General features: G+C 69.1%; 22 protein-coding genes and 2 pseudogenes. 10 read left to right on the forward strand and 14 right to left on the reverse strand.

What is annotated here, in order from left to right; translation table 11 throughout:
- Nucleotide 1: 1 nt before the first annotated feature.
- Nucleotides 2-1,039, reverse strand: a complete 1,038-nt coding sequence (moaA, locus tag GGQ61_RS07810; RefSeq protein ID WP_183771290.1) for a GTP 3',8-cyclase MoaA — start codon at nt 1,037-1,039, stop codon at nt 2-4.
- A gap of 29 nt (nt 1,040-1,068) precedes the next feature.
- On the opposite strand from moaA, the gene GGQ61_RS07815 reads away from it, so the two are divergent.
- Nucleotides 1,069-1,689 (forward strand): nucleotidyltransferase family protein, encoded by a 621-nt coding sequence (locus GGQ61_RS07815; RefSeq protein WP_183771292.1) that lies wholly within the window; start codon nt 1,069-1,071, stop codon nt 1,687-1,689.
- Here the strand turns inward: GGQ61_RS07815 and GGQ61_RS07820 are convergent.
- Nucleotides 1,679-3,862 carry a xanthine dehydrogenase family protein molybdopterin-binding subunit gene (locus GGQ61_RS07820; protein ID WP_183771293.1) on the reverse strand — a complete coding sequence of 728 codons (2,184 nt, stop codon included), beginning with the start codon at nt 3,860-3,862 and terminating at the stop codon, nt 1,679-1,681. The two genes, GGQ61_RS07815 and GGQ61_RS07820, sit on opposite strands and share 11 nt — an antisense overlap.
- Before the next feature lie 14 nt (nt 3,863-3,876).
- Nucleotides 3,877-4,365 (reverse strand): (2Fe-2S)-binding protein, encoded by a 489-nt coding sequence (locus GGQ61_RS07825; RefSeq protein ID WP_183771295.1) that lies wholly within the window; start codon nt 4,363-4,365, stop codon nt 3,877-3,879.
- 121 nt (nt 4,366-4,486) lie between these two features.
- Here GGQ61_RS07825 and GGQ61_RS07830 point away from each other — a divergent pair, with 121 nt between their 5' ends.
- The 4 genes from GGQ61_RS07830 to GGQ61_RS07845 all read left to right on the forward strand — a co-directional run bounded on the left by GGQ61_RS07830 (nt 4,487) and on the right by GGQ61_RS07845 (nt 7,505).
- Entirely contained in the window at nt 4,487-4,798 is a 312-nt protein-coding gene (locus tag GGQ61_RS07830) for an MliC family protein (RefSeq protein ID WP_183771297.1), read from the forward strand.
- Complete coding sequence (locus tag GGQ61_RS07835) at nt 4,798-5,691, forward strand: precorrin-2 dehydrogenase/sirohydrochlorin ferrochelatase family protein (protein WP_183771299.1); 894 nt, start codon at nt 4,798-4,800, stop codon at nt 5,689-5,691. Before GGQ61_RS07830 ends, GGQ61_RS07835 begins: the two co-directional genes overlap by 1 nt.
- Nucleotides 5,688-6,386 (forward strand): molybdate ABC transporter permease subunit, encoded by a 699-nt coding sequence (modB, locus tag GGQ61_RS07840; RefSeq protein WP_183771301.1) that lies wholly within the window; start codon nt 5,688-5,690, stop codon nt 6,384-6,386. The genes GGQ61_RS07835 and modB overlap by 4 nt, the downstream gene beginning before the upstream one ends.
- Nucleotides 6,387-6,452: 66 nt before the next feature.
- Nucleotides 6,453-7,505 (forward strand): phosphotransferase, encoded by a 1,053-nt coding sequence (locus tag GGQ61_RS07845; protein ID WP_183771303.1) that lies wholly within the window; start codon nt 6,453-6,455, stop codon nt 7,503-7,505.
- Here the strand turns inward: GGQ61_RS07845 and GGQ61_RS07850 are convergent.
- The 6 genes from GGQ61_RS07850 to GGQ61_RS07875 form a co-directional block, all read right to left on the reverse strand.
- Nucleotides 7,499-9,166, reverse strand: coding sequence for an MFS transporter (locus GGQ61_RS07850; protein ID WP_183771305.1), 1,668 nt, complete (start codon nt 9,164-9,166; stop codon nt 7,499-7,501). The genes GGQ61_RS07845 and GGQ61_RS07850 overlap by 7 nt on opposite strands.
- 75 nt (nt 9,167-9,241) lie before the next feature.
- A complete protein-coding gene (locus GGQ61_RS07855; protein ID WP_183771307.1) occupies nt 9,242-11,938 on the reverse strand; it encodes a PAS domain S-box protein in 2,697 nt (898 codons plus the stop codon).
- A 110-nt stretch (nt 11,939-12,048) separates the two neighbouring features.
- On the reverse strand, nt 12,049-13,239 hold the full coding sequence (locus tag GGQ61_RS07860) for an acyl-CoA dehydrogenase (protein WP_183771309.1): 1,191 nt from the start codon (nt 13,237-13,239) through the stop codon (nt 12,049-12,051).
- 46 nt (nt 13,240-13,285) lie between these two features.
- Nucleotides 13,286-14,083 (reverse strand): enoyl-CoA hydratase/isomerase family protein, encoded by a 798-nt coding sequence (locus GGQ61_RS07865; RefSeq protein ID WP_183771311.1) that lies wholly within the window; start codon nt 14,081-14,083, stop codon nt 13,286-13,288.
- A gap of 44 nt (nt 14,084-14,127) precedes the next feature.
- A complete protein-coding gene (locus GGQ61_RS07870; protein ID WP_183771312.1) occupies nt 14,128-14,811 on the reverse strand; it encodes a Fe2+-dependent dioxygenase in 684 nt (227 codons plus the stop codon).
- Between the two features lie 87 nt (nt 14,812-14,898).
- Nucleotides 14,899-17,196, reverse strand: a complete 2,298-nt coding sequence (locus tag GGQ61_RS07875) for a TonB-dependent receptor (RefSeq protein ID WP_343056078.1) — start codon at nt 17,194-17,196, stop codon at nt 14,899-14,901.
- A gap of 228 nt (nt 17,197-17,424) precedes the next feature.
- On the opposite strand from GGQ61_RS07875, the gene GGQ61_RS07880 reads away from it, so the two are divergent.
- Nucleotides 17,425-17,595, forward strand: a complete 171-nt coding sequence (locus GGQ61_RS07880) for a hypothetical protein (protein WP_183771314.1) — start codon at nt 17,425-17,427, stop codon at nt 17,593-17,595.
- On the opposite strand, the gene cysQ is transcribed toward GGQ61_RS07880, so the two are convergent.
- Together cysQ and GGQ61_RS07890 are read right to left on the reverse strand one after the other, a co-directional pair.
- A complete protein-coding gene (gene cysQ, locus GGQ61_RS07885; protein WP_183771316.1) occupies nt 17,592-18,356 on the reverse strand; it encodes a 3'(2'),5'-bisphosphate nucleotidase CysQ in 765 nt (254 codons plus the stop codon). The genes GGQ61_RS07880 and cysQ overlap by 4 nt on opposite strands.
- Nucleotides 18,353-18,550, reverse strand: coding sequence for a DUF3553 domain-containing protein (locus tag GGQ61_RS07890; RefSeq protein ID WP_183771317.1), 198 nt, complete (start codon nt 18,548-18,550; stop codon nt 18,353-18,355). The genes cysQ and GGQ61_RS07890 overlap by 4 nt, the downstream gene beginning before the upstream one ends.
- Before the next feature lie 67 nt (nt 18,551-18,617).
- On the opposite strand from GGQ61_RS07890, the gene chpT reads away from it, so the two are divergent.
- Nucleotides 18,618-19,307: a histidine phosphotransferase ChpT gene (chpT, locus tag GGQ61_RS07895; protein ID WP_343056079.1), complete on the forward strand. Its 690-nt coding sequence runs from the start codon at nt 18,618-18,620 to the stop codon at nt 19,305-19,307.
- A 142-nt stretch (nt 19,308-19,449) separates the two neighbouring features.
- Here the strand turns inward: chpT and GGQ61_RS22705 are convergent.
- The 3 genes and pseudogenes from GGQ61_RS22705 to GGQ61_RS07905 all read right to left on the reverse strand — a co-directional run.
- Nucleotides 19,450-19,530: pseudogene (locus GGQ61_RS22705) on the reverse strand (DUF805 domain-containing protein); the annotation flags it as partial.
- Nucleotides 19,531-19,588: 58 nt separating this feature from the next.
- Nucleotides 19,589-19,783: pseudogene (locus GGQ61_RS22160) on the reverse strand (DUF805 domain-containing protein); the annotation flags it as partial.
- Nucleotides 19,784-19,865: 82 nt separating this feature from the next.
- Nucleotides 19,866-21,218: a metal-dependent hydrolase family protein gene (locus tag GGQ61_RS07905; RefSeq protein WP_183771319.1), complete on the reverse strand. Its 1,353-nt coding sequence runs from the start codon at nt 21,216-21,218 to the stop codon at nt 19,866-19,868.
- Between the two features lie 76 nt (nt 21,219-21,294).
- Here GGQ61_RS07905 and GGQ61_RS07910 point away from each other — a divergent pair, with 76 nt between their 5' ends.
- From GGQ61_RS07910 to GGQ61_RS07920, 3 genes are all read left to right on the forward strand, one after another.
- Nucleotides 21,295-21,681 carry a VOC family protein gene (locus GGQ61_RS07910; protein WP_183771321.1) on the forward strand — a complete coding sequence of 129 codons (387 nt, stop codon included), beginning with the start codon at nt 21,295-21,297 and terminating at the stop codon, nt 21,679-21,681.
- A gap of 67 nt (nt 21,682-21,748) precedes the next feature.
- Complete coding sequence (locus tag GGQ61_RS07915; RefSeq protein WP_183771323.1) at nt 21,749-22,627, forward strand: TauD/TfdA dioxygenase family protein; 879 nt, start codon at nt 21,749-21,751, stop codon at nt 22,625-22,627.
- A gap of 65 nt (nt 22,628-22,692) precedes the next feature.
- Nucleotides 22,693-23,505, forward strand: a complete 813-nt coding sequence (locus GGQ61_RS07920) for an SDR family NAD(P)-dependent oxidoreductase (RefSeq protein WP_183771325.1) — start codon at nt 22,693-22,695, stop codon at nt 23,503-23,505.
- Nucleotides 23,506-23,570: the final 65 nt, after the last annotated feature.

Raw genomic sequence — 23,570 nt, forward strand, 5'->3', positions numbered from 1 at the left:
ATCAGCCCCCGGTCGTCGACATGTGGCGGGCCACCGCCGGGGCGGCGGCGCGCGCGATCTGGAAGTCGTGGCCCTGCGGCTTGGCGTCGATCGCCAGACGGATGGCGTCCACCAGTCCCGCGTCGTCGGCGCCGTCGCGGATCACCGCGCGCAGGTCGCTGGCGTCCTCGCGGCCCAGGCAGGTGTGCAGCGTGCCCGTGCAGGTGAGCCGCACGCGGTTGCAGCTCTCGCAGAAATTATGGCTGAGCGGGGTGATGAACCCCAATCGCCCGCCGGTCTCTTCGATCCGGACGTAGCGGGCCGGGCCGCCGGTGCGGTGGGCGATCTCGCTCAAGGTCCAGAAGCTCTCCAGCCCGCGGCGGACGTCCTTCAGCGACAGGAACTGGTCGGTGCGGTCGACCTCGATCTCGCCCAGCGGCATGGCCTCGATCAGCGTCATGTCGCAGCCGCGGGCGTGGGCCCAGGCGATCAGGTCCGGCAGCTCGCCGGCGTTGTCGTCCTTCAGCGCCACGGCGTTGATCTTGACCGACAGGCCGGCGGCCAGAGCGGCGTCGATGCCGGCGATGACCTTTGGCAACTGGCCGCCGCGGGTCAGCACCCGGAACTTGGCCGGATCGAGGGTGTCCATCGAGACGTTGACCCGCCGCACGCCCAGCCGCGCCAGGTCGGCGGCGAATTCCTCCAGCCGCGTGCCGTTGGTGGTCAGGGTCAGCTCGTCCAGCGCGCCCGACTTCAGGTGTCGCGACAGGTTCTCGAACAGCCCCATCACGCCCTTGCGGACCAGCGGTTCGCCGCCGGTGATCCGCAGCTTGCGCGTGCCCAGCGCCACGAAGGCCGAGGCGATGCGGTCCAGTTCTTCCAGGGTCAGCACTTCGGCCTTCGGCAGGAAGGTCATGTGCTCGGACATGCAGTAGACGCAACGCAGGTCGCAGCGGTCGGTGACCGAGACGCGCAAATAGCTCACCGTGCGTCCGAAGCCGTCGATCAACGGCGGCTGGACGCGGGCCTCTTGCGGCGGTGCGGCGTCATAGGGCGTCATGCTGCCCATTAGATAGAGGGGAACACGGTTTGGCGACAGAGGCGCCTGAATTCGAGGCTGTGGTTCTGGCGGCCGGGGCGGGGCGGCGGTTCGGCGGCGGCAAGCTGCTCGCGCCTTGGGCAGGCGGCGCCCTTCTGGACGGCGCCCTGGCGGCCGCCTTCGCCGCGCCCGTCCGGCGGGTGATCGTGGTCACCGGAACGGCAGCGGCGCAGGTCGAGGCCGTGGTCCGCGACTTCGCCGCGCGAACGGGCGCGGCCGATCGCCTGCTGGTGGTCCATGCAGACGACCATGAGGAGGGCATGGGCGCGTCGCTGCGCCGGGCCGCCGCCGAGCTGCCCGCCGATTGTGCAGGCGCGTTTGTCTTCCTGGGCGACATGCCTCGCGTGCCGCATGCGGTGCTGGAAGGCCTGGCGCAGGCGGTTCGCGCCGGCGCGCCGGCCGCCGCCCCGGTGTTCGAAGGCCGGCGAGGCCATCCGGCGCTGATCGGCGCGGGCCTGTTGCCGCGGCTGCTGACCTTGAATGGCGACGCCGGGGCGCGGGCGATCCTCAAGGACCTCGGCGCGGCCCTGGCCCTGGTGACGGCGCCCGACGACGGCGTGCTGTTCGACGTCGACGAGCGCGGCGACCTGGCTGGCCAGCCTAGGCCTTGACGAACGGCTGGCTGAGCGTCGGCTGGCCCGTGAGGGTCAGCAGGGCGTTGGCCACCGCCGGGCCGATCACCGGGGTGCCCGGCTCGCCCACGCCGCTCGGCGCGTTGCCGGACGGCACGATGTAGGTCTCGACGGTCGGGGCCTCGGAGTTGCGCAGCACGCGATAGCTGTCGAAGTTGCCCTGCTCGACCACGCCGTCCTTCAGGGTGATCTGGCCGAACAGCGCCGCCGACAGCCCGTAGCAGGTGCCGCCTTCCATCTGCGAGGCGATCTGGTCGGGCGAGATCGCGGTGCCGCAATCGATGGCGGTGACCACGCGGCCGACCTTCGGCACGCCGCCGTCCAGCTTCACTTCCGCCACCTGGGCCACGACCGAGCCGAAGCTCTCGTGCACGGCGACGCCGCGGGTCCAGCCCGCCGGCGTCGGAGTGGTCCAGCCGGCCTTTTCCGCCGCCAGGTTCAGCACCGCCAGATGCCGGTTGGCCCCGGCCTTTGTGTAGAGCGCGCGGCGATACTCGACCGGATCCTTGCCGGCCTTCTTGGCCAGCTGGTCGATGGTGTGCTCCATCACATAGGCGGTGTGGGTCGCGCCGACCGAGCGCCACCACAGCACCGGCACGCCCGAGTCCGGCTGGATCAGCTGGGCGTCGACGATCGGCGTCGCCTTAAGATACGGCGAGCCCAGCGTGCCTTCGACGGCGGTCTCGTCCAGCTTGGGCTGGCCCATCGGCGAGCCCTTCATCAGCGTCTGGGTGACCACCCGCTGGCGCCAGCTGGCCGGATAGCCGTCCTTGTCGAGCGTCACGCGCACCGTGTGGTGGGCGATCGGCCGGAAGTAGCCGGCGGCCATGTCGTCCTCGCGGGTCCAGACCAGTTTCACCGGCCGGTCCTTGCCGACCTTCTTGGCGATCTCGACGCACTCGGCGACGTAGTCGGACTGGAAGTTGGCGCGCCGCCCGAACGAGCCGCCGGCGAACAGCGTCTCGATCTCCACCGCGCCGGGCAGCATGGTCATGATCTTGGCGGTGTTGAGCTGGTCGATGGTCGGGATCTGCGAGCCGAAGGTCAGCTTGGCCTTGCCGCCACCCACCTGGGCCACGCAGTTCATCGGCTCCATGGTCGCGTGGGCCAGGAAGGGGAAGTCGTAGGCCGCCTCGAACGCCTCGCCCTTGACTGTGGCGATGTCGCCTTTGCTCTCGAAGGTCTGCCACGCCTCCTTGTCGGCCGGCTGGGCCTTGCCGGAGGCGAGATCCTTGTAGCGGGCCAGGATCGCGTCGGAGGAGCGCTTTTCCGCTTCGTCCTCGTTCCAGGTGACCTTTAGCGCGTCGCGGCCCTGCTTGGCGGCCCAGGTGTTTTCGGCCACCACGGCCACGCCGGTCGGGATCTGGTAGACCTCGACCACGCCCGGAACCTTCTTGGCGTCGGCGGCGTCGAACGAGGCGACCTTGGCCCCGAACTTCGGCGCATGCGCGACCATGGCGATCAGCATGTTCGGCAGCTGGACGTCCTGGGTGAACCTGGCCGTCCCGTCGGACTTGGCCTGGGCGTCCTTGCGGCGCACGCGGTCGGTGCCGATCAGGGTGAAGGTCTTTGGGTCCTTGAGCACCGGCGTGGCCGGCGGCGTCGCCTTGGCCGCATCGGCGACCAGTTCGCCGAAGCCCGCGCTCTTGCCCGAGGCGTGGGTCAGGACGCCGTCCTTCACCGCGATCTCGCCGGCCGGCACGCTCCACTTGTTGGCGGCCGCCTCGACGAACATCGCCCGCGCCGAAGCGCCGGCTTTGCGCAGCTGATCCCAGGAGTTGGAGATCGCCGACGATCCGCCGGTCCCCTGCACGCCCATGCCGGTGTTCGCATAGACCTTGGCGATGGCCGGGGCCTGCTCGACGCGGACCTTGGACCAGTCGGCGTCGAGCTCCTCGGCGACGATGGCCGCCAGGCCCGCATGATTGCCCTGGCCGAATTCGATGTGCTTGGAGACCACGGTCACCACGCCGTCTGGCGCGATCTTGATGAAGGGGCCGAAGGCGCCGAAGTCTTCCTTGGCGCCGATCGACAGGATGTCGCCGGGCGAGCAGGCGCCGACCACCAGCGCGCCGCCGACCAGGCTGGCGCCGATCACCACGTCGCGGCGGGTGGCGCCGGCGATCGCTTTCTTGTTCACGGGAGCGTTCATCTACGGTTCTCCCCTCAAGCCTTGGCCGGCGCCGGCGCAGCGGCCGGGGCGTTGGCGGGCATGGTCGCAGCATCCTTGATGGCCGCGCGAACGCGCTGATAGGTCCCGCAGCGACAGATGTTGCCGTCCATCGCCGCATCGATGTCGGCGTCGGTCGGCTTGGCGTTGGCGCTCAGCAGCGCGACGGCCGACATGATCTGGCCCGCCTGGCAGTAGCCGCACTGCGGCACTTCGTGCTTGACCCAGGCCTGCTGCAGCGGGTGCTGCCCGCCCAGGCCCTCGATGGTGGTGATCTTGCCGGCGGCGACCGCCTCGATCGGTGTTACGCAGGACCGGACCGCCTGGCCGTCGACCATCACCGTGCAGGCTCCGCACTGGGCCACGCCGCAGCCGTACTTGGTCCCGGTCAGTTGCAGCTCGTCGCGGAGCACCCACAGCAGCGGCGTATCGGGCGCGGCCTTGACGGCCAGGGGCTTGCCGTTGACGTCCAGAGTCATCGCCATGGGTATCCCTCCCGCAATGTGAGCGTTCGCTCATCCTAACGACGTTCAGCCTCGCCGGTAAAGTGGCTGCGTTCGGCGGCGACCACCGCTAGGCTGTGCGCCTGACAGTCAGGGGACCTGGATGCGAAGGGTGATGTTGGCGATCGGGGCGGCGCTGGTCCTCGCGGGCTGCGCCAGCACGGCGCCGATGGACGCGACCGATGCGCCGCAGACCTATGTCTGCGCCGGCGGCCGCTCGTTCACCGCCGCCTACGACCTGGCTGGCGACAAGGCGGTCGTGCGGGCCGGCGATCGCACCTACAGCCTGCCGCACGTGCGTTCCGCGTCCGGGGCCAAGTACGCGCGCGGCGGGGTCGAGCTCTTCAGCAAGGGCGACACCGCGATGCTGACCGGGGTTCCGGGCGAGTCCTACCGCGACTGCAAGACCGGCTGATGGACGCCTTTCCCGCCTTCTTCCCGCTCAGCGGCCGTAAAGTGGTGATCGCCGGTTCGGGAGAGCCGGCGGAGGCGAAGCTGCGGTTGCTCGAGGGCTCGCCGGCCCGCATCGTCCATCTGCAGGGCGACGAAGCCGCCGATCCCACCGCCTATGCCGGGGCCGCGCTCGCCTTCGTGGCCAGCACCGACGACGATTTTGCGCAAGTCGCCGCGGCGGCCGCGCGCGCCGCCCACGTGCCGGTCAACGTCGTCGACCGCCCTCAGCTCTGCGACTTCACCACCCCGGCGGTGATCGACCGCGGCGAGGTGGTGGCCGCCATCGGCACCGGCGGCGCCTCGCCGATGCTGGCGACCATGCTGCGCGCCGACATCGAACAGCGCGTTCCCGAAGGCGCCGGCCGGGTGGCGGCGCTGTTCCGCCAGATGCAGGACGAAGTCCGTGCCGCGCGGCCACAATTGCACGAACGCCGGAGCTTCCTGCGGGAGGCCTTGGCCGGTCCGGCCGCCGCGGCCGCCATGGTCGGCGACATGGATGGCGCGGCCCGGCTGCTGCGTGAGGCCCTGGCCAGCGGCGTCGCCGCCCAGGGCCGCGTGCGGATCGTGGTCGCCGGCGGTCCGGTCGACCTGCTGACCCTGCGCGCGGTGCGGGCCCTGGCCGCCGCCGACGTTCTGATCGCCGAGGCGGACGCCGACCCGGCCGTCCTCTCGCTGGCCCGCCGCGACGCCGAGCGGCTGGCGCCGGCCGACGCCAGCGCCCAGCGCCTCGCCGAACTGACCCGCGCCGGGCTGGTCGTCGCCTGGGTGACGACCGGCCCGCCCGACCGCGCGCAGCTGGCGGCGCTGGAAGCGGCTTGCGTCACGGTCGACATCCTGCCGACGGCGGCCCCGTGAGCGGGCTGACGCCCGAAGACTTCACCGCGGTGATGCTGTCGCTGAAGGTGGCCGGCGCGGCGACCTTTGTGGCCCTGCCGATCGCGGTGCTGGTGGCGCTGGCCCAGGCCCGCGGCCGCTTTGCGATGCGAGTGGTGCTGGACGCCGCCGTCACCCTGCCGCTGGTGCTGCCGCCGGTGGCGACCGGCTACGTGCTGCTGCTGTTGTTCGGACGCCGCGGCGCGCTCGGCCAGGCGCTGGAGAAGGTCGGGATCGTCTTCGCCTTCGACTGGACCGGCGCGGCCCTGGCCGCCGGGGTGATGGCATTTCCGCTGATGGTCCGCCCGATCCGGCTGGCCATCGAGGCCGTCGACCGCGAGGTGGACGAGGTCGCCCGCACCCTGGGGGCCGGGCGGCTGCTCCGCTTCTTCCGCATCACCCTGCCGCTGGCCCTGCCGGGCGTGGCGGCCGGGGCGATCCTCGGCTTCGCCAAGGCGCTGGGCGAGTTCGGCGCGACCATCACCTTCGTCGCCGCCATCCCCGGCGAGACCCTGACCCTGCCGGCGGCGATCTATGGGGCGACCCAATCGCCGGGGGACGAGGCGCGGGCTGCGGCCCTTTGCCTGGTCGCCGCCGCGATCGCGGTCGCCGCCGTGCTGGTCTCCGACGCGGTCAGCCGTTGGGCGGCGCGGGCGGCCCGCGGCGACCGGGAATAATTACCCGGATAATATTGACGTCCATTTATATCCGGGTAAAAGGGCCTCCCCAGAGGAGGACGCGCCATGGCGCTCGACTTTTCCCCCCCCGTCCGCGCCGCCGTCGCCCGCGGCCTGACCGCGGCCTTCGGCGTCGCCGAACCGGATTCCATCGTGGCGCTGGGCGGCGGGCTCTCTGGCGCCGGCGTGTTCCGCATCCGCGTCGGCGGCATCGCCTACCTGCTGCGGCTGGACCAGGCGCGCGACGGTTTCCGCGATCCGCAGCGCGCCTATGCCTGCATGCGGATCGCCGCGGCCGGGCTGCTGGCCCCGCGGGTTCGCTACGCCGACGCCGAGGACGGCGTGGCGATCATGGACTTCATCGAGGAACGGCCGCTGTCGCTGGAGTATTGCGGCACGCCCGACCAGCTGGTGGTCGAGGCGGCGCAGACCGTCCGCGCCCTGCACGCCGGCCCGCCATTTCCGCCGCTGGTTGACTATCTCGACGGGATCGACGCCCTCGTCGCCCAGTTCCAGGCGCGCGGCCTGGTAGCGCCGGCCGCCATGGCCGAGTTGCTCGACCGCTATCGCGAGCTTCGCGCACGCTACCGCACCGATCCGGCCGACCTCGTCGCCAGCCATAACGACCTCAACCCGCGCAACATCCTCTATGACGGATCGCGTCTATGGCTGGTGGACTGGGAGTCGGCGTTCCTGGCCGACCGCTATGTCGATCTCGCCTGCATCGCCAATCTCTTCGCCCGCACGCCGGCCCAGGAGGACCTGTTGCTCGCGACCTATTTCGGGGCGGCGGACGCGACCCGCCGCGCCCGGCTGCAGGTCATGCGGCAGGTGAACCACCTGTTCTACGGGCTGGTGATGGCGAACGCCGTCGGCGACCAACCACAGGCGCGGGACCTCTCTGGGCGCTCGCTCGAAGATCTGCACGAAGCGCTGACTTTGGGCGAGCCGGTGCTGGAAACCGAAGCCGGCCGGTTCGGCTACGTCAGGGCGCGGCTGGCCGCGGCGATCGAGGGTATGCGCACGCCGCAGTTCGCCGAGGCCTTGGCCCTGATTTCCCTCTCCCTCGCGGGGGAGAGGGAAAGCTTGGATCTCCTAGTTGGGACAGCGTCCTACTGATCCAGCGACCGGCCGCGGGTCTCGGGCAGCAGCAGCAGGCAGACGACGACCGAGATCAGGGTGAAGGCGAACGGATACCAGAGCCCGGAATAGACATGGCCGGTCGCTGCGACGATCGCAAAGGCGGTGAACGGGGTGAAGCCGCCGACCCAGCCGGTGCCGATGTGATAGGGCAGCGACATCGCCGTGTAGCGGATGCGGGTCGGGAACAGTTCCACCAGGCAGGCGGCGATCGGTCCGTAGAGCGCGGTGGCGGCGGTCACGAAGACCAGCAGCACCAGGAACGCAGCGGGCAGATTCATCCGGTCGGGGTCGGCCTCGGATGGATAGCCGGCATAGGCGAGGGTGGCCTTGATCTCGCCCTCGACCTTGGCCTTGGCGGCCTTGGCGGTGTTGCCGACCAGGCCGACGGCGCTGGCCGAATGGACGGTGGTCGATCCGATCCGCACCATCGCGGGAGCGCCGGCGGCGCCGACCTCATTGTCGTAGGAGACGCCAGCCCCGGACAGCACGCTCTTGGCGATGTCGCAGGACGACAGGAAGGCAGCCTTTCCAATGGGATCAAACTGCAGCGAGCAGTCGCTAGGGTCGGCGACCACCACCACCGGCGTGCGGGCCTGGGCCTCCGAAAGCGCCGGGTTCAGGGTCTGGGTCAGCATGTGGAATCCGGGGAAGTAGGCGGCCAGCATCAGGACCATGCCGAACAGCATCACCGGCTTGCGGCCGATCTTGTCCGACAGCCATCCGAACAGGACGTAGCCGACCGCGCTGACCGCGGTCGCCGACAGCATCAGGAGGTTGATGGTCTCGGGCGGGACCTTCAGGAACCGTTCCATGAAAGTCTGGACGTAGAAGAAGGCTGTGTACCAGACGGCGCCCTGGGCGAACATCACCGCCACCAGCGCCAGCAGCACGATCTTCAGGTTGCGCCATTGGCCGAACGCCTCGGCGAACGGGGCCTTGGAGGCGGTCCCCTCGGCCTTCATCTTGGCGAAGGCCGGGCTCTCGGAGAGCTTGAGGCGCATCCAGATCGAGATCGCCAGCAGTCCGGCCGAGACCAGGAACGGGATCCGCCAGCCCCACTGATCGAAGGCTTCGGGACCGAAATAGCGCCCGACCGCCAACCGCGTGATCAGGATCACCATCAGCGCCCCGAACAGGCCGAGCGCGGCCGAGGTCTGCACCCAGCCGGTGGCCCAGCCGCGGCCGTCGGCCGGCGCGTGCTCGGCCACGTAGATCGCCGCGCCGCCGTACTCGCCGCCGAGCGCGAAGCCCTGGACGATCCGCATCAGCACCAGCAGCGCCGGCGCCAGCAGTCCCACCTGGGCGTAGGTCGGCAGCAGGCCGATGGCGAAGGTGGCCGCGCCCATCAGCACGACGGTGACCAGGAAGGCGCCCTTGCGGCCGGCCTTGTCGCCGATCCGCCCGAACACCAATGCGCCCAGCGGGCGGAACAGGAAGCCGGCCCCGAAAAGGGCCAGGGCGGCGATGTAGCCGGCGGTCTCCGGCAGGCCGGAGAAGAAGGTCTTGGAGATGACGTGGGTCAGGCTGCCGAAGACGAAGAAGTCGTACCACTCGAAGGCGGTCCCCGCCGACGAAGCGGTCACCACGGTGCGCAACGACGCGGGCTTCTTGCCCGACTCCCCGGCGAGGTCCGCCATCCCTTGTCTCCCCCGAAACCGACCAAGGTCTAACTCGGAGAACGGTGGTGTGGGAAGGGGCGGAGCGAAGCGTCGTCAGGCAACCGCGGCAGCGTCGATCGTCGTCTCGTCGGCGTCGCGTTCGGCCAGACGTGCGATTTCACTGAGCAGGGCGGCGGGTGAGATCGGTTTGCCGACCACCCCGTCCATCCCCGCCTCCAGATAGGCCGCGCGCTGGTGCGCCAGGACGTTGGCGGTCAGGGCGACGATGGGCGTGGCCGCCACGGCGCCGCCGATGGCCCGGATGCGCCGCGCCGCCTCCAGACCGTCGATGCCGGGCATCTGTACGTCCATGAGGATCAGGTCGAAGGCCGCCCGAGCCGCCGCCTCGACGCCCAGATAGCCGTCGGCGGCGGTTTCGACGTCGGCGCCGAGCCTTTCGAGGAGCTTGGTCGCGATCATGCGGTTGGTCGGATTGTCCTCGACCACCAGCACCCGCAGACCGTTCAGCCAATCGTCGGTGGTCTCCTCGGCTGCGACCGCGGGCTCGGACGGGGCGGCCGACACTTCCAGCCAGAACACCGAGCCGACGCCTTCGGTCGAGGCGAATCCGACCCCGCCGCCCATCATCTGGGCCAGCTTTTGGGTGATCGAAAGTCCCAGGCCCGAGCCGCCGAACTTGCGGGTCGTCGAGGCGTCGCCCTGGTCGAAGCGTTGGAATATCCGCGGCTGCACGGCCTCGGGAATGCCGACGCCGGTGTCGGCGATCTCCAGCCGCAGCATCTGGGTCACCGGGCCCGGCCTCAGACGGGCGCGGATGGTGACCTGGCCCTTCAGGGTGAACTTCACGGCGTTGCCGACCAGATTGAACAACGCCTGGCGCAGCCGCACCGGATCGGACACCACCCAACCCACGGCCGGATCGACGTCGACGACGAGCTTCAGGTGCTTGGCCTCGGCCTGGGGCCGCAACAGCCGCGCGACGCCCTCGATCAGGGCCCGCGGGTCGACCGCCTCCGGCGCCATCTCAAGCCGTCCGGCCTCGATCTTCGAGAAGTCGATGACGTCGTTGAGCAGCTCGGCCAGCATCTGGCCGCAGGACAGCGCCTCATCGAGCATCCGCCGACCCTCGTCGGACAGGGTCTCGGCCTTCAGCAGGTGCAGCACGCCCATCACCCCGTTCATCGGCGTGCGGATCTCGTGGCTCATATTGGCCAGGAACGCGGCCTTGGCCTCGCCGGCCGCCTGGGCGGCGCGCTGAGCGGCGATCAGGTCCAGTTCCTGGCGCTTGCGCTGGTCAAAGTCCTGAACCAGGCCGACGCCCTTCAGCCAGCGTCCCTGACGGTCGGTCGACAGGTGATGGAAGACGCGGATCCAGCGTTCCTCGCCGGTCGGACCGATGGCGCGGGCCTCGAACGCCGCGCCGGGCGCGCGGTTGCCGTCGCGGATGTCGCGGAACGACTGGCGCACATGGTCCAGGTCGTCGGGGTGGAAGCGCGGGAACTGCAGGGTCTGGGCGTCTTCGTAGCCCCGGATGTCCTTGCCCAGCATCCGCTCGAATTCCGGGCTCGCCCAGAAGGTTTTCTGGACGTGGTCGATCTCGTAGACGCCGGCGTCGGCGGCGGTCAGGGCGAGCTTCAGGCGCCGGGCGTTGACCTCGGCCTCGCGCCGCGCCTGGGTCAGCGGAGTGACGTCGTCGACATAGCAGACCACGCCCTGCACCCGGCCCTTGGCGTCGCGCCAGGGACGCGCCTGCCAACGCACCCATCGGCGCACGTCGTCGATGTCGTTGATGCGGTCCTCGTTGCGGGCGACGATCTCGCCGTCCAGCGCGCGCTGCATGGCGTTGACCAGCCGCTTGGGCGCCCGCGGGAAGCTCTGGGCCAGGGTCAGGCCGATCTGTTCCTTGTCCTGGCGGGTGAACATCTGCCGCCAGGCGCCGCTCATCACCAGATAGCGCAGCCGCCGGTCGAACATCGCCACGGCGAACGGCGCGCCTTCCACCAGCTGCAGCATCTGCTGCTTGCCGCGCACCGCCCCGTCGCGAGCCTGCACCAACTCGGTGATGTCCTGCATCACCCCGCGAAGGGCGTACTCGCCGCCCGGCCGCGCCTCGGTGCGGAAGGTGTTGCGCCAGTGCGTCCAGCCGCCGGTCTTGTCCTTCAGCCGGTGCTCGAGCGATCCACCCTTGCCGTAGAGGATGCCCTCCATGACCGCGGTGCGGACGACCAGGGCGTCGTCGGGATGCAGCACCGCCCCGACCTTGTCGATGTCGTCGATCTCGTCGTCGCGATAGCCGGTCAGGTTGAGGATGTCCTGCGACCACTCGATGCGGTCGTCGCCCGGTTCGTAGGACCAGGTGCCGATGCCGGCCGCCTGCGAGAGCAGCTGTCCGGTGCGTTCGGCGGCGACCAGCCGCGCGTCCAGCTCGCGCTCGCGCGTGGCGTTGCGGACCACCCCGATCATCTCGCCGTTGGGGAGCAGCTGGGCGCGGCCCTCGAACCAGCGCCAGCCGCCGTCCTTGGCGCGGATGCGCGAGGCGTGGTCGCTGTAGCCTTGGTCCCTCAGGCGCTGAAGGTGCGACTCGATGCTGGCTTCTTCGCCCGGATGGATGAAGTCGCGGGCGTACTGGCCCACGACCTCAGCCTCCGTCCAGCCGGTCTCCCGCTCGAAGGTCGGATTGACCAGCTTGAACCGCTTGTCCGCGCCGATGACGAACATCACCTCGCGGCTGTTCTCGAACAGCCACTCGACGATCGCCTTCGATTCCTGCGGTGTCCGCCTTGCGGCCATCGCCCCCGCCCCTTTGTTCAGCGGGCAAGGTAACGCGGGTCGGTAAACGTAACGTTTGGACCCGCATTTTTCTAACGCATCGGTTGTGGATCAAAACTCCGACGCGAGTTCTAGAAGGCGTTTTCGCCGGTGATGGCGCGGCCGAGGATCAGCGCGTGGACGTCGTGCGCGCCTTCATAGGTGTTCACGGTCTCCAGGTTCGCGGCATGGCGCATGACGTGATAGTCGCCGGAAATCCCGTTGCCGCCGTGGATGTCGCGCGCCTCGCGGGCGATGGCCAGTGCCTTGCCGCAGTTGTTGCGCTTCATCAGGCTGATGGCTTCCGGCACCCAGGCGCCCTGGTCGAGCAGGCGGCCGAGCGCCAGCGCGCCCTCGAAGCCCAGCGCGATCTCGGTCTGCATGTCGGCCAGCTTCTTCTGGACCAGTTGGCGGGCGGCCAGCGGCTTGCCGAACACCTTGCGGGTCAGGGTGTATTCGCGGCTGGCGTGAAGGCAGAATTCGGCGGCGCCCATCGCGCCCCAGCTGATGCCGTAGCGGGCCTTGTTGAGGCACGAGAACGGCCCGCGCAGGCCGGTCACGTTCGGCAGCATCTGGTTCTCGGGCACGAACACGTCGGCGAGCGCGATCTCGCCGGTGATCGAGGCGCGCAAGCTGAGCTTGTTCTCGATCTTCGGGGTGGTCAGGCCTTCCGAGCCGCGGTCGACCAGGAAGCCGCGGATCACGCCGTCCAGCTTGGCCCACACCAGGCAGACGTCGCTGATCGGGGCGTTGGTGATCCACATCTTGGCGCCGTTCAGCACGTAGCCGCCATCGACTTGTCTGGCGACGGTGCGCATCGAGGCCGGGTCCGAGCCGCCGTCGGCCTCGGTCAGGCCGAAGCAGCCGACGATCTCGCCGCGGGCCATGCCGGGCAGGTACTTCATCTTCTGCTCTTCCGAGCCGAAGGCGTAGATCGGGTACATGACCAGCGAGGACTGCACGCTCATCGCCGAGCGGTAGCCGCTGTCGATCGACTCGATCTCACGCGCGATCAGGCCGTAGGCCACGTGGCTGACGCCGGCCCCGCCGTACTGCTCGGGCAGGGTCGCGCCGAGGAAGCCGAGGGCGCCCATCTCGGTCATGATCTCGCGATCGAAGCGCTCATTGGCGTATGCCGAGACGACTCGCGGCAGCAGCTTTTCGCGGGCGTAGGCGCGGGCGCTCTCCCACACCATCCGCTCCTCCTCGGTGAGGCGCGAGGCCAGGTCCAGCGGATCTTCCCAGTTGAAGGTCTTCTGCTGGTCGCCGGTGTCGAGGGCCATGGCGCGGTCTCCCAATGGAACTGTATGCGCGCCTTATGACCTCATTTTACGTGCCCGTGTAGACGCCTTTGCGCTTCTCGCGGAATGACGCAGCCGACTCCTTGACGTCGTTCACGGCGCGGCGGGCGTGGGCCAGGCCGACGGACTCGTACTTCACGGCGCTGATGAAGTCGGACTCCATGTTGGTCTGCAGCACGCGCTTGGCCATCCGGATGGCCAGCGGCGGCCACTGGGCCATCTGTTCGCCGTAGGCCACTGCGTCGTCCAGCAGAGTGTCGTGGTCGGTCAGGCGGTTGAGCAGGCCGAGCTTCAGCGCCTCCTCGGCCAGCACCATGCGGCTGGTGAAGATCAGATCGGCGGCGCTCGCATAGCCGACGATCCGCGGCAGCAGGAACGACAGGCCGGAGTCCGGCGAGATCGCCCGCTCGACGAAGGTGGTCTTAAAGCGCGAATGCTCGGAGCCGATACGCACGTCGCAGGCCAGCGCCCAGGCCATTCCGGCGCCGGCGCAGACGCCGTTGATCGCCCCGATGAGCGGCTTGTCGAAGTCGTGCAGCAGGCGCGCCCAGCGCCCCATCCAGGCCTCTTCGTCGAGGCGCTCGCTCTGCGGCGGCGGGCCGTCGCGCTCGGGCGCAGGGCCGGTCAGGTCGGCGCCGGAACAGAATCCGCGACCGGCTCCCGTCAGCACCAGGGCGCGGACAGCGTCGTCGTCACGCGCCGCGATCAGCCCGGCCTCCAGGTCGCGGCGTAACTCGGCGGAGATGGCGTTGAGCTTCTCGGGACGATTCAGGGTCAGCACCCCGACCTGACCGCGGGTCTCGTAGGTGATGGTCTCGTAGGTCATGGCGCCCTCCCGTTCGCGAAGGTCCGCGCCGCCGTTGTTCGCGGCTAGACCTCGGCCCACATGCGCAGCAGGTTGTGATAGGTCCCGGTCAGCGACACAAGCTCCGGCGCGCCGGCGCCGACCTTCAGCGACAGCTGCTGGATCGCGATATCCATCTGGAACAGCAAAGCGCGGCGGGCGTCGTCGCGGATCATGCTCTGGATCCAGAAGAAGCTCGAGGTCCGCGCCCCGCGCGTCACCGGCGTGACCTGATGCAGGCTGGAAGCCGGATAGAGGATAAGGTCGCCGGCCGGCAGCTTCACCTCGTGGACGCCGTAGGTGTCCTCGACCAGCAGTTCGCCGCCGTCATAGTCCTCGGGCTCGGTCAGGAAGAGGGTGGCCGACAGGTCGCTGCGGATCCGCACGCTCCCATCGCGGCTCTGGCGAATCGAGTTGTCGATGTGGGTGGCGAAGGTCTGGCCGCCGCCATAGCGGTTGAACAGCGGCGGGAACACCGTCTGGGGCAGGGCGGCGGTCACGAACAGCGGGCTGTGCGACAGGGCGTCGAGTATCTTTCCGCCGGCGAAGCGGGCGGCGGCCGAGCCTTCCGGCAGCTGTTCGTTGCGCTTGGCCAGGGCCGACTGCGTGCCCGATGTGGCGTTGCCGTCGATCCAGTCGGCGGCGTCGATCGCCGCGCGCAGCTCGGCCACCTGCGCCTTGGTCAGCACCTCGGGGATATGCAGCATCATCGCGCGGGACCTTAGTTCGGGTTTTTCGAAAGACAAAAGGCCCCGCCCGGGAAGGGGCAGGGCCTGATCGTCCGCTCGCCGAGCAGCCTAGAAGCGGACGTTGAGGGTCAGGATCGCCTGGCGGCCGGGACCGTAGTCGGCGTGGTGCACGCCGTTGGTCTGGGCGATGTACTCCTCGTCGCCGACGTTCTTGACGTTCAGCTGCAGGTCCAGGTTCTCGCGGATGCGGTACGCCGCATACAGGTCGAATTTCCAGTAGGCCGGGGCGTAGACGCGGTTGCCGCCGCCGCCCGCGCCGCCCTGGTTGCCGCCGTAGCTGTCCGACGAGTAGTAGGCGCCGCCGCCGAAGCTGAAGCGCTCGTTGAGGTCATAGGTCGTGAACAGGCTGAAGGTGTGCTCGGGCGTGTTGGCCAGCTGTTCGCCCTGGTTGACGCCGTTGTAGGCGCCGCGGACCAGCTCGCTGTCCATGTACGTGTAGCCGCCGAACACCATCCAGGCCGGGGTGACGCGGCCGGTGACGCCGATTTCGACGCCCTGGACCATGGTCTCGCCGACCTGGGCGTAGACTCCGCTCGCGATCTGGATCTGGGCGTTCTCACGGGTCATGTGGAAGATCGCCGCCGAGGCCGATAGGCGCTCGCGGAAGAACGCCCACTTCACGCCGGCCTCGGCCGAGGTGATGTCCTCCGGATCGAGCAGGACGTTGGCGAGGTTGCCCGAGCCGGCGCCCGCGCCCGTGTTCTGGTCGCCGCCCGCGATCGTCGGCGGAGTCGAGGAAGTGCCGTACGAGACATAGAGGCTGCCGTTCGCCACCGGCTTGTAGACCAAGCCGACCTGGTAATTGGTGAACTGCCAGTCGCCCTTGCGCGGAGTGATGGTCGTGCCGGTGACCACGCCGCTGGCGCTGGTGACGGCCACGTCGCGGCCCGTGACCGAGTAGTCGTCGAAGCGTACGCCGAGGTTCAGCAGCCACTTGTCGCCGAACGACATGGTGTCGAAGGCGTAGACGCCGATGGTGTTGGTGTAGTTCACCGACGGGGTCGGGCGGGTGATGATCCCCTGCCACGGGTCGCTCGGGTTCGGCGCATAGACGCGGGTGCAATCGCCGACGCCTGCGGTGGTGACGTTGTTGGCGAAGCCGGTCGGGCAAGCCGACCCGCCGGTGGTGTAGATCACGTAGGACGCGTTCCTGTTGGTCTCGCGCGACAGCTCCAGGCCGACGTCGTAGCTGTGCTCGATGCCGCCCGTGCGGAACTTGCCGTAGAAGTCGGTGACGTTGGCGACGGTCACGGCCTCGTTCCAGCGGGACTTGGTGCCGCGCTTCATCCACCATTCGCCGGCCACGAACTGCGCGGCGCCGCCGTCGCCCGGGTTGGTGACCACGTAGTCGTTCAGGGTCCTGGCGACGCGGAAGGCGTTGCGGAAGGTGATCGCCTCGTTGATGTCGTGCTCGGCGATCAGGGTGCCGACGTCGGCTTCCGTCTTCTGGAAATCGCGCGCCTTCAGCCCATAGAACGAGTCACGCGGCACATCGAGCACGCCGCTGGCGTTTGGACGCGGCGCGGTGGCCCCGCCCAGCTTGGTGTAAAGCGGCACGCCGTAGTCGGGCATGTCGTTGCGGGTCAGGTGATAGTAGCTGGCGGTCAGGCGAGTGTCGGCGCCCAGGCCCACCGCGCCGCTGATCGCCGCGCCCCAGGCGTCGAAGTCGACGCTGTCGCGGCCGGGGACGTCGCCCTGCGTTCCCATCAGGTTGAAGCGGATCGCGCCGGTCTCGCCGACCGGCAGGTTGGCGTCGACCGTCCCGCGCAGATAGCCGCCGGTGCCGACGGCGGCGCCGGCGGCGATGGTCTCTTCCAGTTTCGGACGCTTGGTCGTCAGATTGATCGAGCCGCCGCCCGAGCCGCGGCCGTTGTAGGCGCTGTCCGGCCCCTTGATGACTTCGACCTGCTCCAGATTGAAGACCTCGCGGACCTGGCCGCCCGAGTCGCGAATGCCGTCGACGAAGATGTTGTTGCCTGAGGCCTGGCCACGGATGAACGGACGGTCGGCCAGCGGCTGGCCGCCTTCGCCAGCGCCGAAGGTGATGCCCGGCGAGGTGCGCAGCAGGTCCGAAAGCGAGGTCGCGGCGGTCTGGGTGATCACCGCCTGCGGGATCACCGTGACGCTGCGCGGGGTGTCGAGCAATTGGGCCGTATACTTGGGCGAGGCCGGCTGAAGGGTCTGGTGGCCATCGACCTGGACGCCCGACACTTCGGTCGCGTTGTCCGCCTCGTCGGCCAGCGCGAGCTGCGGAACCAGCGCCAGGCCCGCGACGCCGGCGACCGCAGCGGGAGTGAGCGCCTTGCGCGCATAGGCGCGAACGCCGTTTGTCCGTCGATTGATCACCGAATGCCCCTCGGCCGTATGCGAATGAAACTGCGAAGCGCTATTAATTACAGCTGGGTCACCTGGCAATGCGAATTATTCGCAAAATGACGCTGGTGTGTCGTCCAGGCCGCATCGGCGGGACCTTGAGCAGCTTGGTCGCCGGTTCGCCGAACTTTGTCGCGCGGAGCTCGCAACCGGCCGCCGGTTCGGCTGTTCCACTGTCGTCAGCCTCGACAGGAACATCCAGTGACCGAAGTCAGCGCCTACCAGATCGTCCGCCCGTTCGCCTGGATCGCCGCAACCGCGTTTGCAGTCGGTTTCGCCGGCTACGTCGCGATCGGCGCGGGCGCGCCCGGCCTGGGCGCGGACCCGCAGGCCCCGATGATGGCCACGGTCGCGGGCGCTTCGGCCGGCTAGCCCTTGGCGACGAACCAGCCGTTGCGGAAGCCGGCCTCGGCCTTGCCGTAGGCCACGTCCTGCCCCTCCGGGGTCTTCACCTGCCCCCCAGCCGCCGCCAGCACCGCATGGCCCGCGGCGATGTCCCACTCCATGGTCGGCCCGTGGCGGGGATAGATGTCGGCCGATCCTTCGGCGATACGGCAGAACTTGATCGACGAATCCATCGGCTCGCGCAGGTCGAATCCGTACTGCTCGGCCAGCTTCTGCGCGGTCTCGTCCTTCATGGTGTGGCTGATCAGCGCCACCGCCGCGCCCTGCGGCCACGGGCGTGTGCGTACGGGCTGCGCCGCCGCGCCAGTCGTACGCTTCATCGCCGCGCCGCCCAAGGTGAACCAGGTCTCGCCGGTGGCGGGGGCGTTGACCGCCCCGGCCACCGGGCGGCCGTCTTCGATCAGGCCGATATTGACGGTGAAGTTCGGATCGCCCCGCACGAACGCCTTGGTGCCGTCGACCGGATCGACCAGGAAGAAGCGCGGCCCGATCGCGTCGGGAGTGCCGAACTCGCTGGCGTCCTCCTCCGAAATTACCGGAATATCGGGAAAAGCGGCCGACAGCCGCTCCAGGATCAGCGCCTCGCCGCGCCGGTCGGCTTCGGTCACCGGGCTTTCGTCGGCCTTGGAATAGACCGTCAGTTCCGACTTCCAGAGCGGCAGGATCAGCGCCGCGGCTTCCTCGCAGATCTCGGCCAGCACTTCGCCGACGTCGCGTGCGCCGCTCATCGGGCGCCTCGCGGGTCGTCGCTCACGAACCTCAGGGCGATCACCGCGCTGTCGATCACCTGTTTACCTGCGTGCTCGAAGTTCACCGTCACCTTGCGTCCCGCGACAGATTGCACCTGGCCCAGGCCCCAGTCCTCGCGGGTCGGGTGCATCACCAGCACGCCGGGCTCGAGGAAGGGATCAGGACCGCCCATGGGCGGTTCTCTAGAGTGCAGCGGCGCGTTTGCCAAAGCGCCAAATCAGGACAAGTTCGCGAGCGTAATGATGGACGGCGTAGACACCCCCCAATCGACCCCTGAAACCGTGCCGGAAGGCAAGGCTCCGCCGCGCACCGCCGAGGTGGCCGCCTACCTGGCCGCGCGGATGTGTCACGACTTCATCAGCCCCGCGAGCGCCATCGTCTCGGGCCTGGATCTGCTGGACGATCCCAGCGCCCAGGACATGAAGGACGACGCGATGAACCTGATCTCGGGTTCGGCGCGCAAGCTGGCCGACCTGCTGGCCTTCACCCGGGTTGCGTTCGGCGCTTCGGCCTCGGCCGAGACCTTCGATCCGCGCGAACTGGAAAAGTTGGCCCAGGGCGTCTTCAACCACATGCGCGCGACGCTGGAGTGGCAGGTCGAGGCCCCGACCGTGAACAAACCGGCCGCCCGCGCGCTGATGAATCTGGCCCAGATGGCCGGCGCGGCGTTGCCGACCGGCGGCGTGGCCAAGGTGCGTGCCGTCGCCCAGGAAGCGACCATCGCCATCGCGGTCGAGGCGGTCGGTCCGCGCGCGCGCCTGCGTCCCGAGGTGCTGGCCGGCCTGCGCGGCGAGCCGCTGGGCGACGGCCTGCACGGCCACTGGGTCCAGGCCTACTATGTCCACCTGTTCATGGGCGACGCCGGCGGGCGGGTGTTCGCTGACGTGGCCGAGGAAAAGGTCACCTTCGCGGCGACGGTGCCGGCCTGACGCCGACAGGGTGTCCGGCGAGGCTCGCGCCCCGCCGGATCGCCGGTCACGCCGCGGCGGCCGAGACCCGACCCTTCGGATCGGGGCCGTACTTGTTGGGGCCAGGCGTGCCGTCCAGCAGGTAGAAGATCAGCAGCACCAGCGCGCCGAGGAACGGGATAAGCCCAAGCAGCAGCCACCAGCCGGTGCGGTTGGTGTCGTGCAGCCGGCGAATGGATACCAGCCAGGCTGGGGATCAGCAGCGCCAGCATCATCAGAAAGAAGACGCCGTAGAGCGCCTTGGCCGGCCCGTTCAGGACCGCGAACGGATCGGTCGGGTCGGCCACCCCCGCCGTCGGTCCGGCGACCAAGCCGATCAGGATCGAGAAGACGATCTGGATCCCGATCAGCAGCAGCCAGAAAAGCCACAATTCCATCCGGCGCGCCCGGCCGGTAAAATCCGCGTACTTGCGGAGCGGTTGGAACATCAAGTCCATCGTGCCCTCCGAAGCTAAGCTAGGGAGGACCCTAGCCTAACTTCGGGAGCTGACAACTCCCGCGCGTGCGGGCGCGGTTCGACTAGTTCGGCGGGAACGGAGCGCGCTGGCCGCCGATCTTGGCCACGGCGCCACGGTGCATGACGAAGGTCGGGTGTTCCAGCTGGGTGACGTCCGACAGCGGGCTCTTGGCCACGGCGATGATGTCCGCGTCCTTGCCGGCTTCCAGGGTGCCGATGCTGGACGAGCGGCCCAGCAGGTCGGCGGCGTTGACCGTCGCGGCCTTGATCGCCTCGGTCGGGGTCATGCCGACGCTGACCATCAGGGCGAACTCCTTGCCGTTGTCGCCGTGGGCGGAGACGCCGGTGTCGGTGCCGAAGGCGATCTTCACGCCGTTGGCGATGGCCCGGCGGTGGTTGTCCATCGCCGCCTTGGCCGCGATCTCGGCCTTTTCCAGCGAGGCCTTCGAGCGGGCGCCGGCGCGGGCCTGGTCGAGGGCGGTCTTCGGAGCCAGCATGGTCGGCACGAAGTAGGCGCCGGTCTTCTTGAACAGCGCATCGGTCTGGGCGTTGCCGAAAGTGCCATGCTCGATCGAGTCGACCCCGGCGTTCAGCGCGCCGACGACGCCGTCGGTGCCATGCGCGTGGGCGGCGACCTTGCGGCCGAACATGTGGGCGGTGTCGACGATCGCCTTCATCTCGTCGTCGAACATCTGCGCGCCAAGGCCCCCGGCGACGTTCGACAGCACCCCGCCGGTGGCGGTGAACTTGATCACGTCCGCGCCCTGGCTGATCTGGGCGCGCACGGCGCGGCGGCAATCTTCTGCGCCGTTGCAGACGTTGTCGCCCTCGCGGTGGGCGGCTTCGGTCAGGTCGCGGTTGAGATTGTTGGAGCCGTCGCCATGGCCGCCGGTGACGGCGATCGGGCGACCGGCGGCCAGAATGGTCGGCCCGGTCAGAAGGCCGTTGTTGATGCCGTCGCGCAGGGCGGTGACGCTGCGGATGTCGCTGCCGACGTCGCGGATGGTGGTGAAACCGGCTTCCAGGGTGCGGCGGGCGTTGTCGATGCCGATCACCATATCGTCTTCCAGGTCGCGGTTGGGCGCTTCCATGCGCCCCTTGACCTTGTCGTCGTCGCTGAAGATGTGGACGTGGCTGTCGATCAGGCCGGGCAGCACGAACTGGTCGCGCAGGTCGACGACCTTGGCCCCGGCCTCGGGTTCGACGAAGCCGTCGCGCACCGCTTCGATCTTGCCGCCGCGGACGATCAGGGTGGAGGCGCCGCGCGGCGCCTGGCCCGGCTTGTCCAGCAGCGCGCCAGCATGGATGACGGTGGCCGGCTGGGCTTGGGCGCCGGCCTGGCCGCTCGCGCCCATACTCAGAACAATGGCGACGCTGAGAATTTTAGCGGCGGTGGGCGCCGAGACTCTACGCATGGATACTCCCCCCTTTAAAAACGGCCCGCACTCTAGCTTCGGTGGCGCCGGGGTCTAGAGTCCAATTGGAGGTTATATGACCCAAAGCCTCGCCCTCACCGCCCTCGTGGTCCGCGACTACGACGAGGCGATCGGCTTCTATGTGGATCAGCTCGGCTTCAAGCTGACCCGCGACGACGACATGGGCGGCGGAAAGCGCTGGGTCGTCGTGACCCCGCCGGGCTCGCAGGGCGGCCTGCTGTTGGCCAAGGCGGCGGGCGAGATCCAGGCCGCGCGGGTCGGCGACCAAACCGGCGGCCGCGTCGGCTTCTTCCTGCACACCGACGACTTCGCCGGCGACCATGCGCGCATGACCGCGGCCGGCGTGAAGTTCCTGGAGGCGCCGCGCGACGAGGCCTACGCCACCGTGGCGGTCTTCGAGGACCTCTACGGCAACCGGTGGGATCTTCTGCAGCCGAAGTGAGACCTTCTGACTCGCGCTCGGCGGCCAGGCGTTGTTTGATCGCGGGAGCCAAGAGGGAGATGGTCCGATGTCAGGCCTCAAGATCCGCAAGGTGGCCGGCGCCCTCGGCGCCGAGATTTCCGGCGTCGACCTGTCCGCCGACCTGCCCGACGCGGTGATCGAGGAGATCCGTGCGGCCTTCGTCCACCATCAGGTGGTGTTCTTCCGCGACCAGGCCCTGACGCCGGAGGCGCAGCTCGCCTTCGGCCGCCGCTTCGGGCCGCTGAATATCCATCCCTATGTCGCTGGCATGCCCGGCCATCCCGAGGTCATGGAGATCGTCAAGGAGCCGGGCGACAAGGTGAACTTCGGCGGCGGCTGGCACTCTGACATGAGCTTCCTGGAGAACCCCTCCATCGGTTCGATCCTCTATGCGGTCGAAATCCCGGAGTGGGGCGGCGACACCCTGTTCGCCAGCCAGGCCGCCGCCTACGAGGCGCTGTCGCCCGGCCTGAAAGCGACGCTGGAGAGCCTGAACGCCGTCCACTCGGCGGGCCGCGAATACTCCTCGCAAGGCCATTCGGCCCAGAAGCGCGCCTCGATGAAGGTCGTCGAGGCCGAGGGGGCGGTCGGCGAGTTCATCCATCCGGTGGTCAAGGTGCACCCCGAGACCGGCCGCAAGGCGCTCTACGTCAATCCGGCCTTCACGATGCGGATCGACGGCTGGAGCAAGCGCGAGAGCAAGCCGCTGCTCGATTTCCTGTTCGAGCATTCCCGCTACGAGGCCTTCACCTGCCGCTTCGCCTGGAGCGCCGGGTCGGTGGCCTTCTGGGACAACCGCTCGGTCTGGCACTTCGCGCTCAACGATTATCCGGGGCAGCGGCGGCATATGCGCCGCGTCACGGTCGACGCCTGGCCCGCCACGGTGGGCAAGCCCGCTCTCCAGACGGCGGAGGGCGTTACCTAGGCGAGGCCGCGAGCGGCCTCGTCCCCAAATAAAAACAAAGACATTTCATTAGGGAGATTTCGAGAATGGTCACCGTCAATCCAAACGGGACGCTGAAGGGCCGCGTCGCCCTGGTCACCGGCGCCAGCCGCGGCATCGGCGAGGCGATCTGCGCCCGCCTGGCCCAGGAGGGCGCCAAGGTCGTCGCCTCGGCACGCACCGCCGAGAGCGGCGAGAGCCGGCTGCCCGGCACCTTGCAGGACACCGTCGAGCGCATCGGCAAGGCCGGCGGCGAGGCGGCCTTTATCAAGGCCGACCTGGCTCAGGCCTCCGAGCGCGAGCGCCTGGTCGAGGAAGCGACCGCCCTCTACGGCCCGGTCGACATCCTGATCAACAACGCCGCCATCACCTATTTCATCCCGGTCGAGGAGTTCCCGGAGAAGCGCTTCAAGCTGATGATGGAGGTGCAGGTCTACGCGCCGTTCCACCTCTCGCAGCTGGTCATCCCCGGCATGCGCGACAAGGGCGCCGGCTGGATCGTCAACATCTCCTCGCCGGCCGGCATCCATCCCAAGCAGCCCTACGGCCCCGGCCGCGGCGGCACCGTCTACGGCATATGCAAGGCGGCGCTGGAGCGGTTCTCGACCGGCCTGGCCTCCGAGGTCTATGCTGACAACATCGCGGTCAACGTGGTCTCGCCGGGCCTCGTCGACACCCCCGGCGTGGCGGTCCACGGCCTGATCAACGAAGCCACCAAGAGCCGCGTGCAGCCGATCGAGTACATCGCCGAGGCGGTCTACCGGCTGGCTTCGGGCGATCCGCAGACTGTCACCGGCCGGGTCGATTACGCCGAGCCGCTGCTCAAGGAACTGGACGTCCAGCCGGCGGCGCTGATCTAGGAAACTGGTCTGGCCGGAGGTTCCCCAGCGGACCTTCCGGTCAGACCTTTCTGCGCCTAATCGCA

It is taken from the genome of Phenylobacterium haematophilum (assembly GCF_014196295.1).
Taxonomy (GTDB): domain Bacteria; phylum Pseudomonadota; class Alphaproteobacteria; order Caulobacterales; family Caulobacteraceae; genus Phenylobacterium; species Phenylobacterium haematophilum.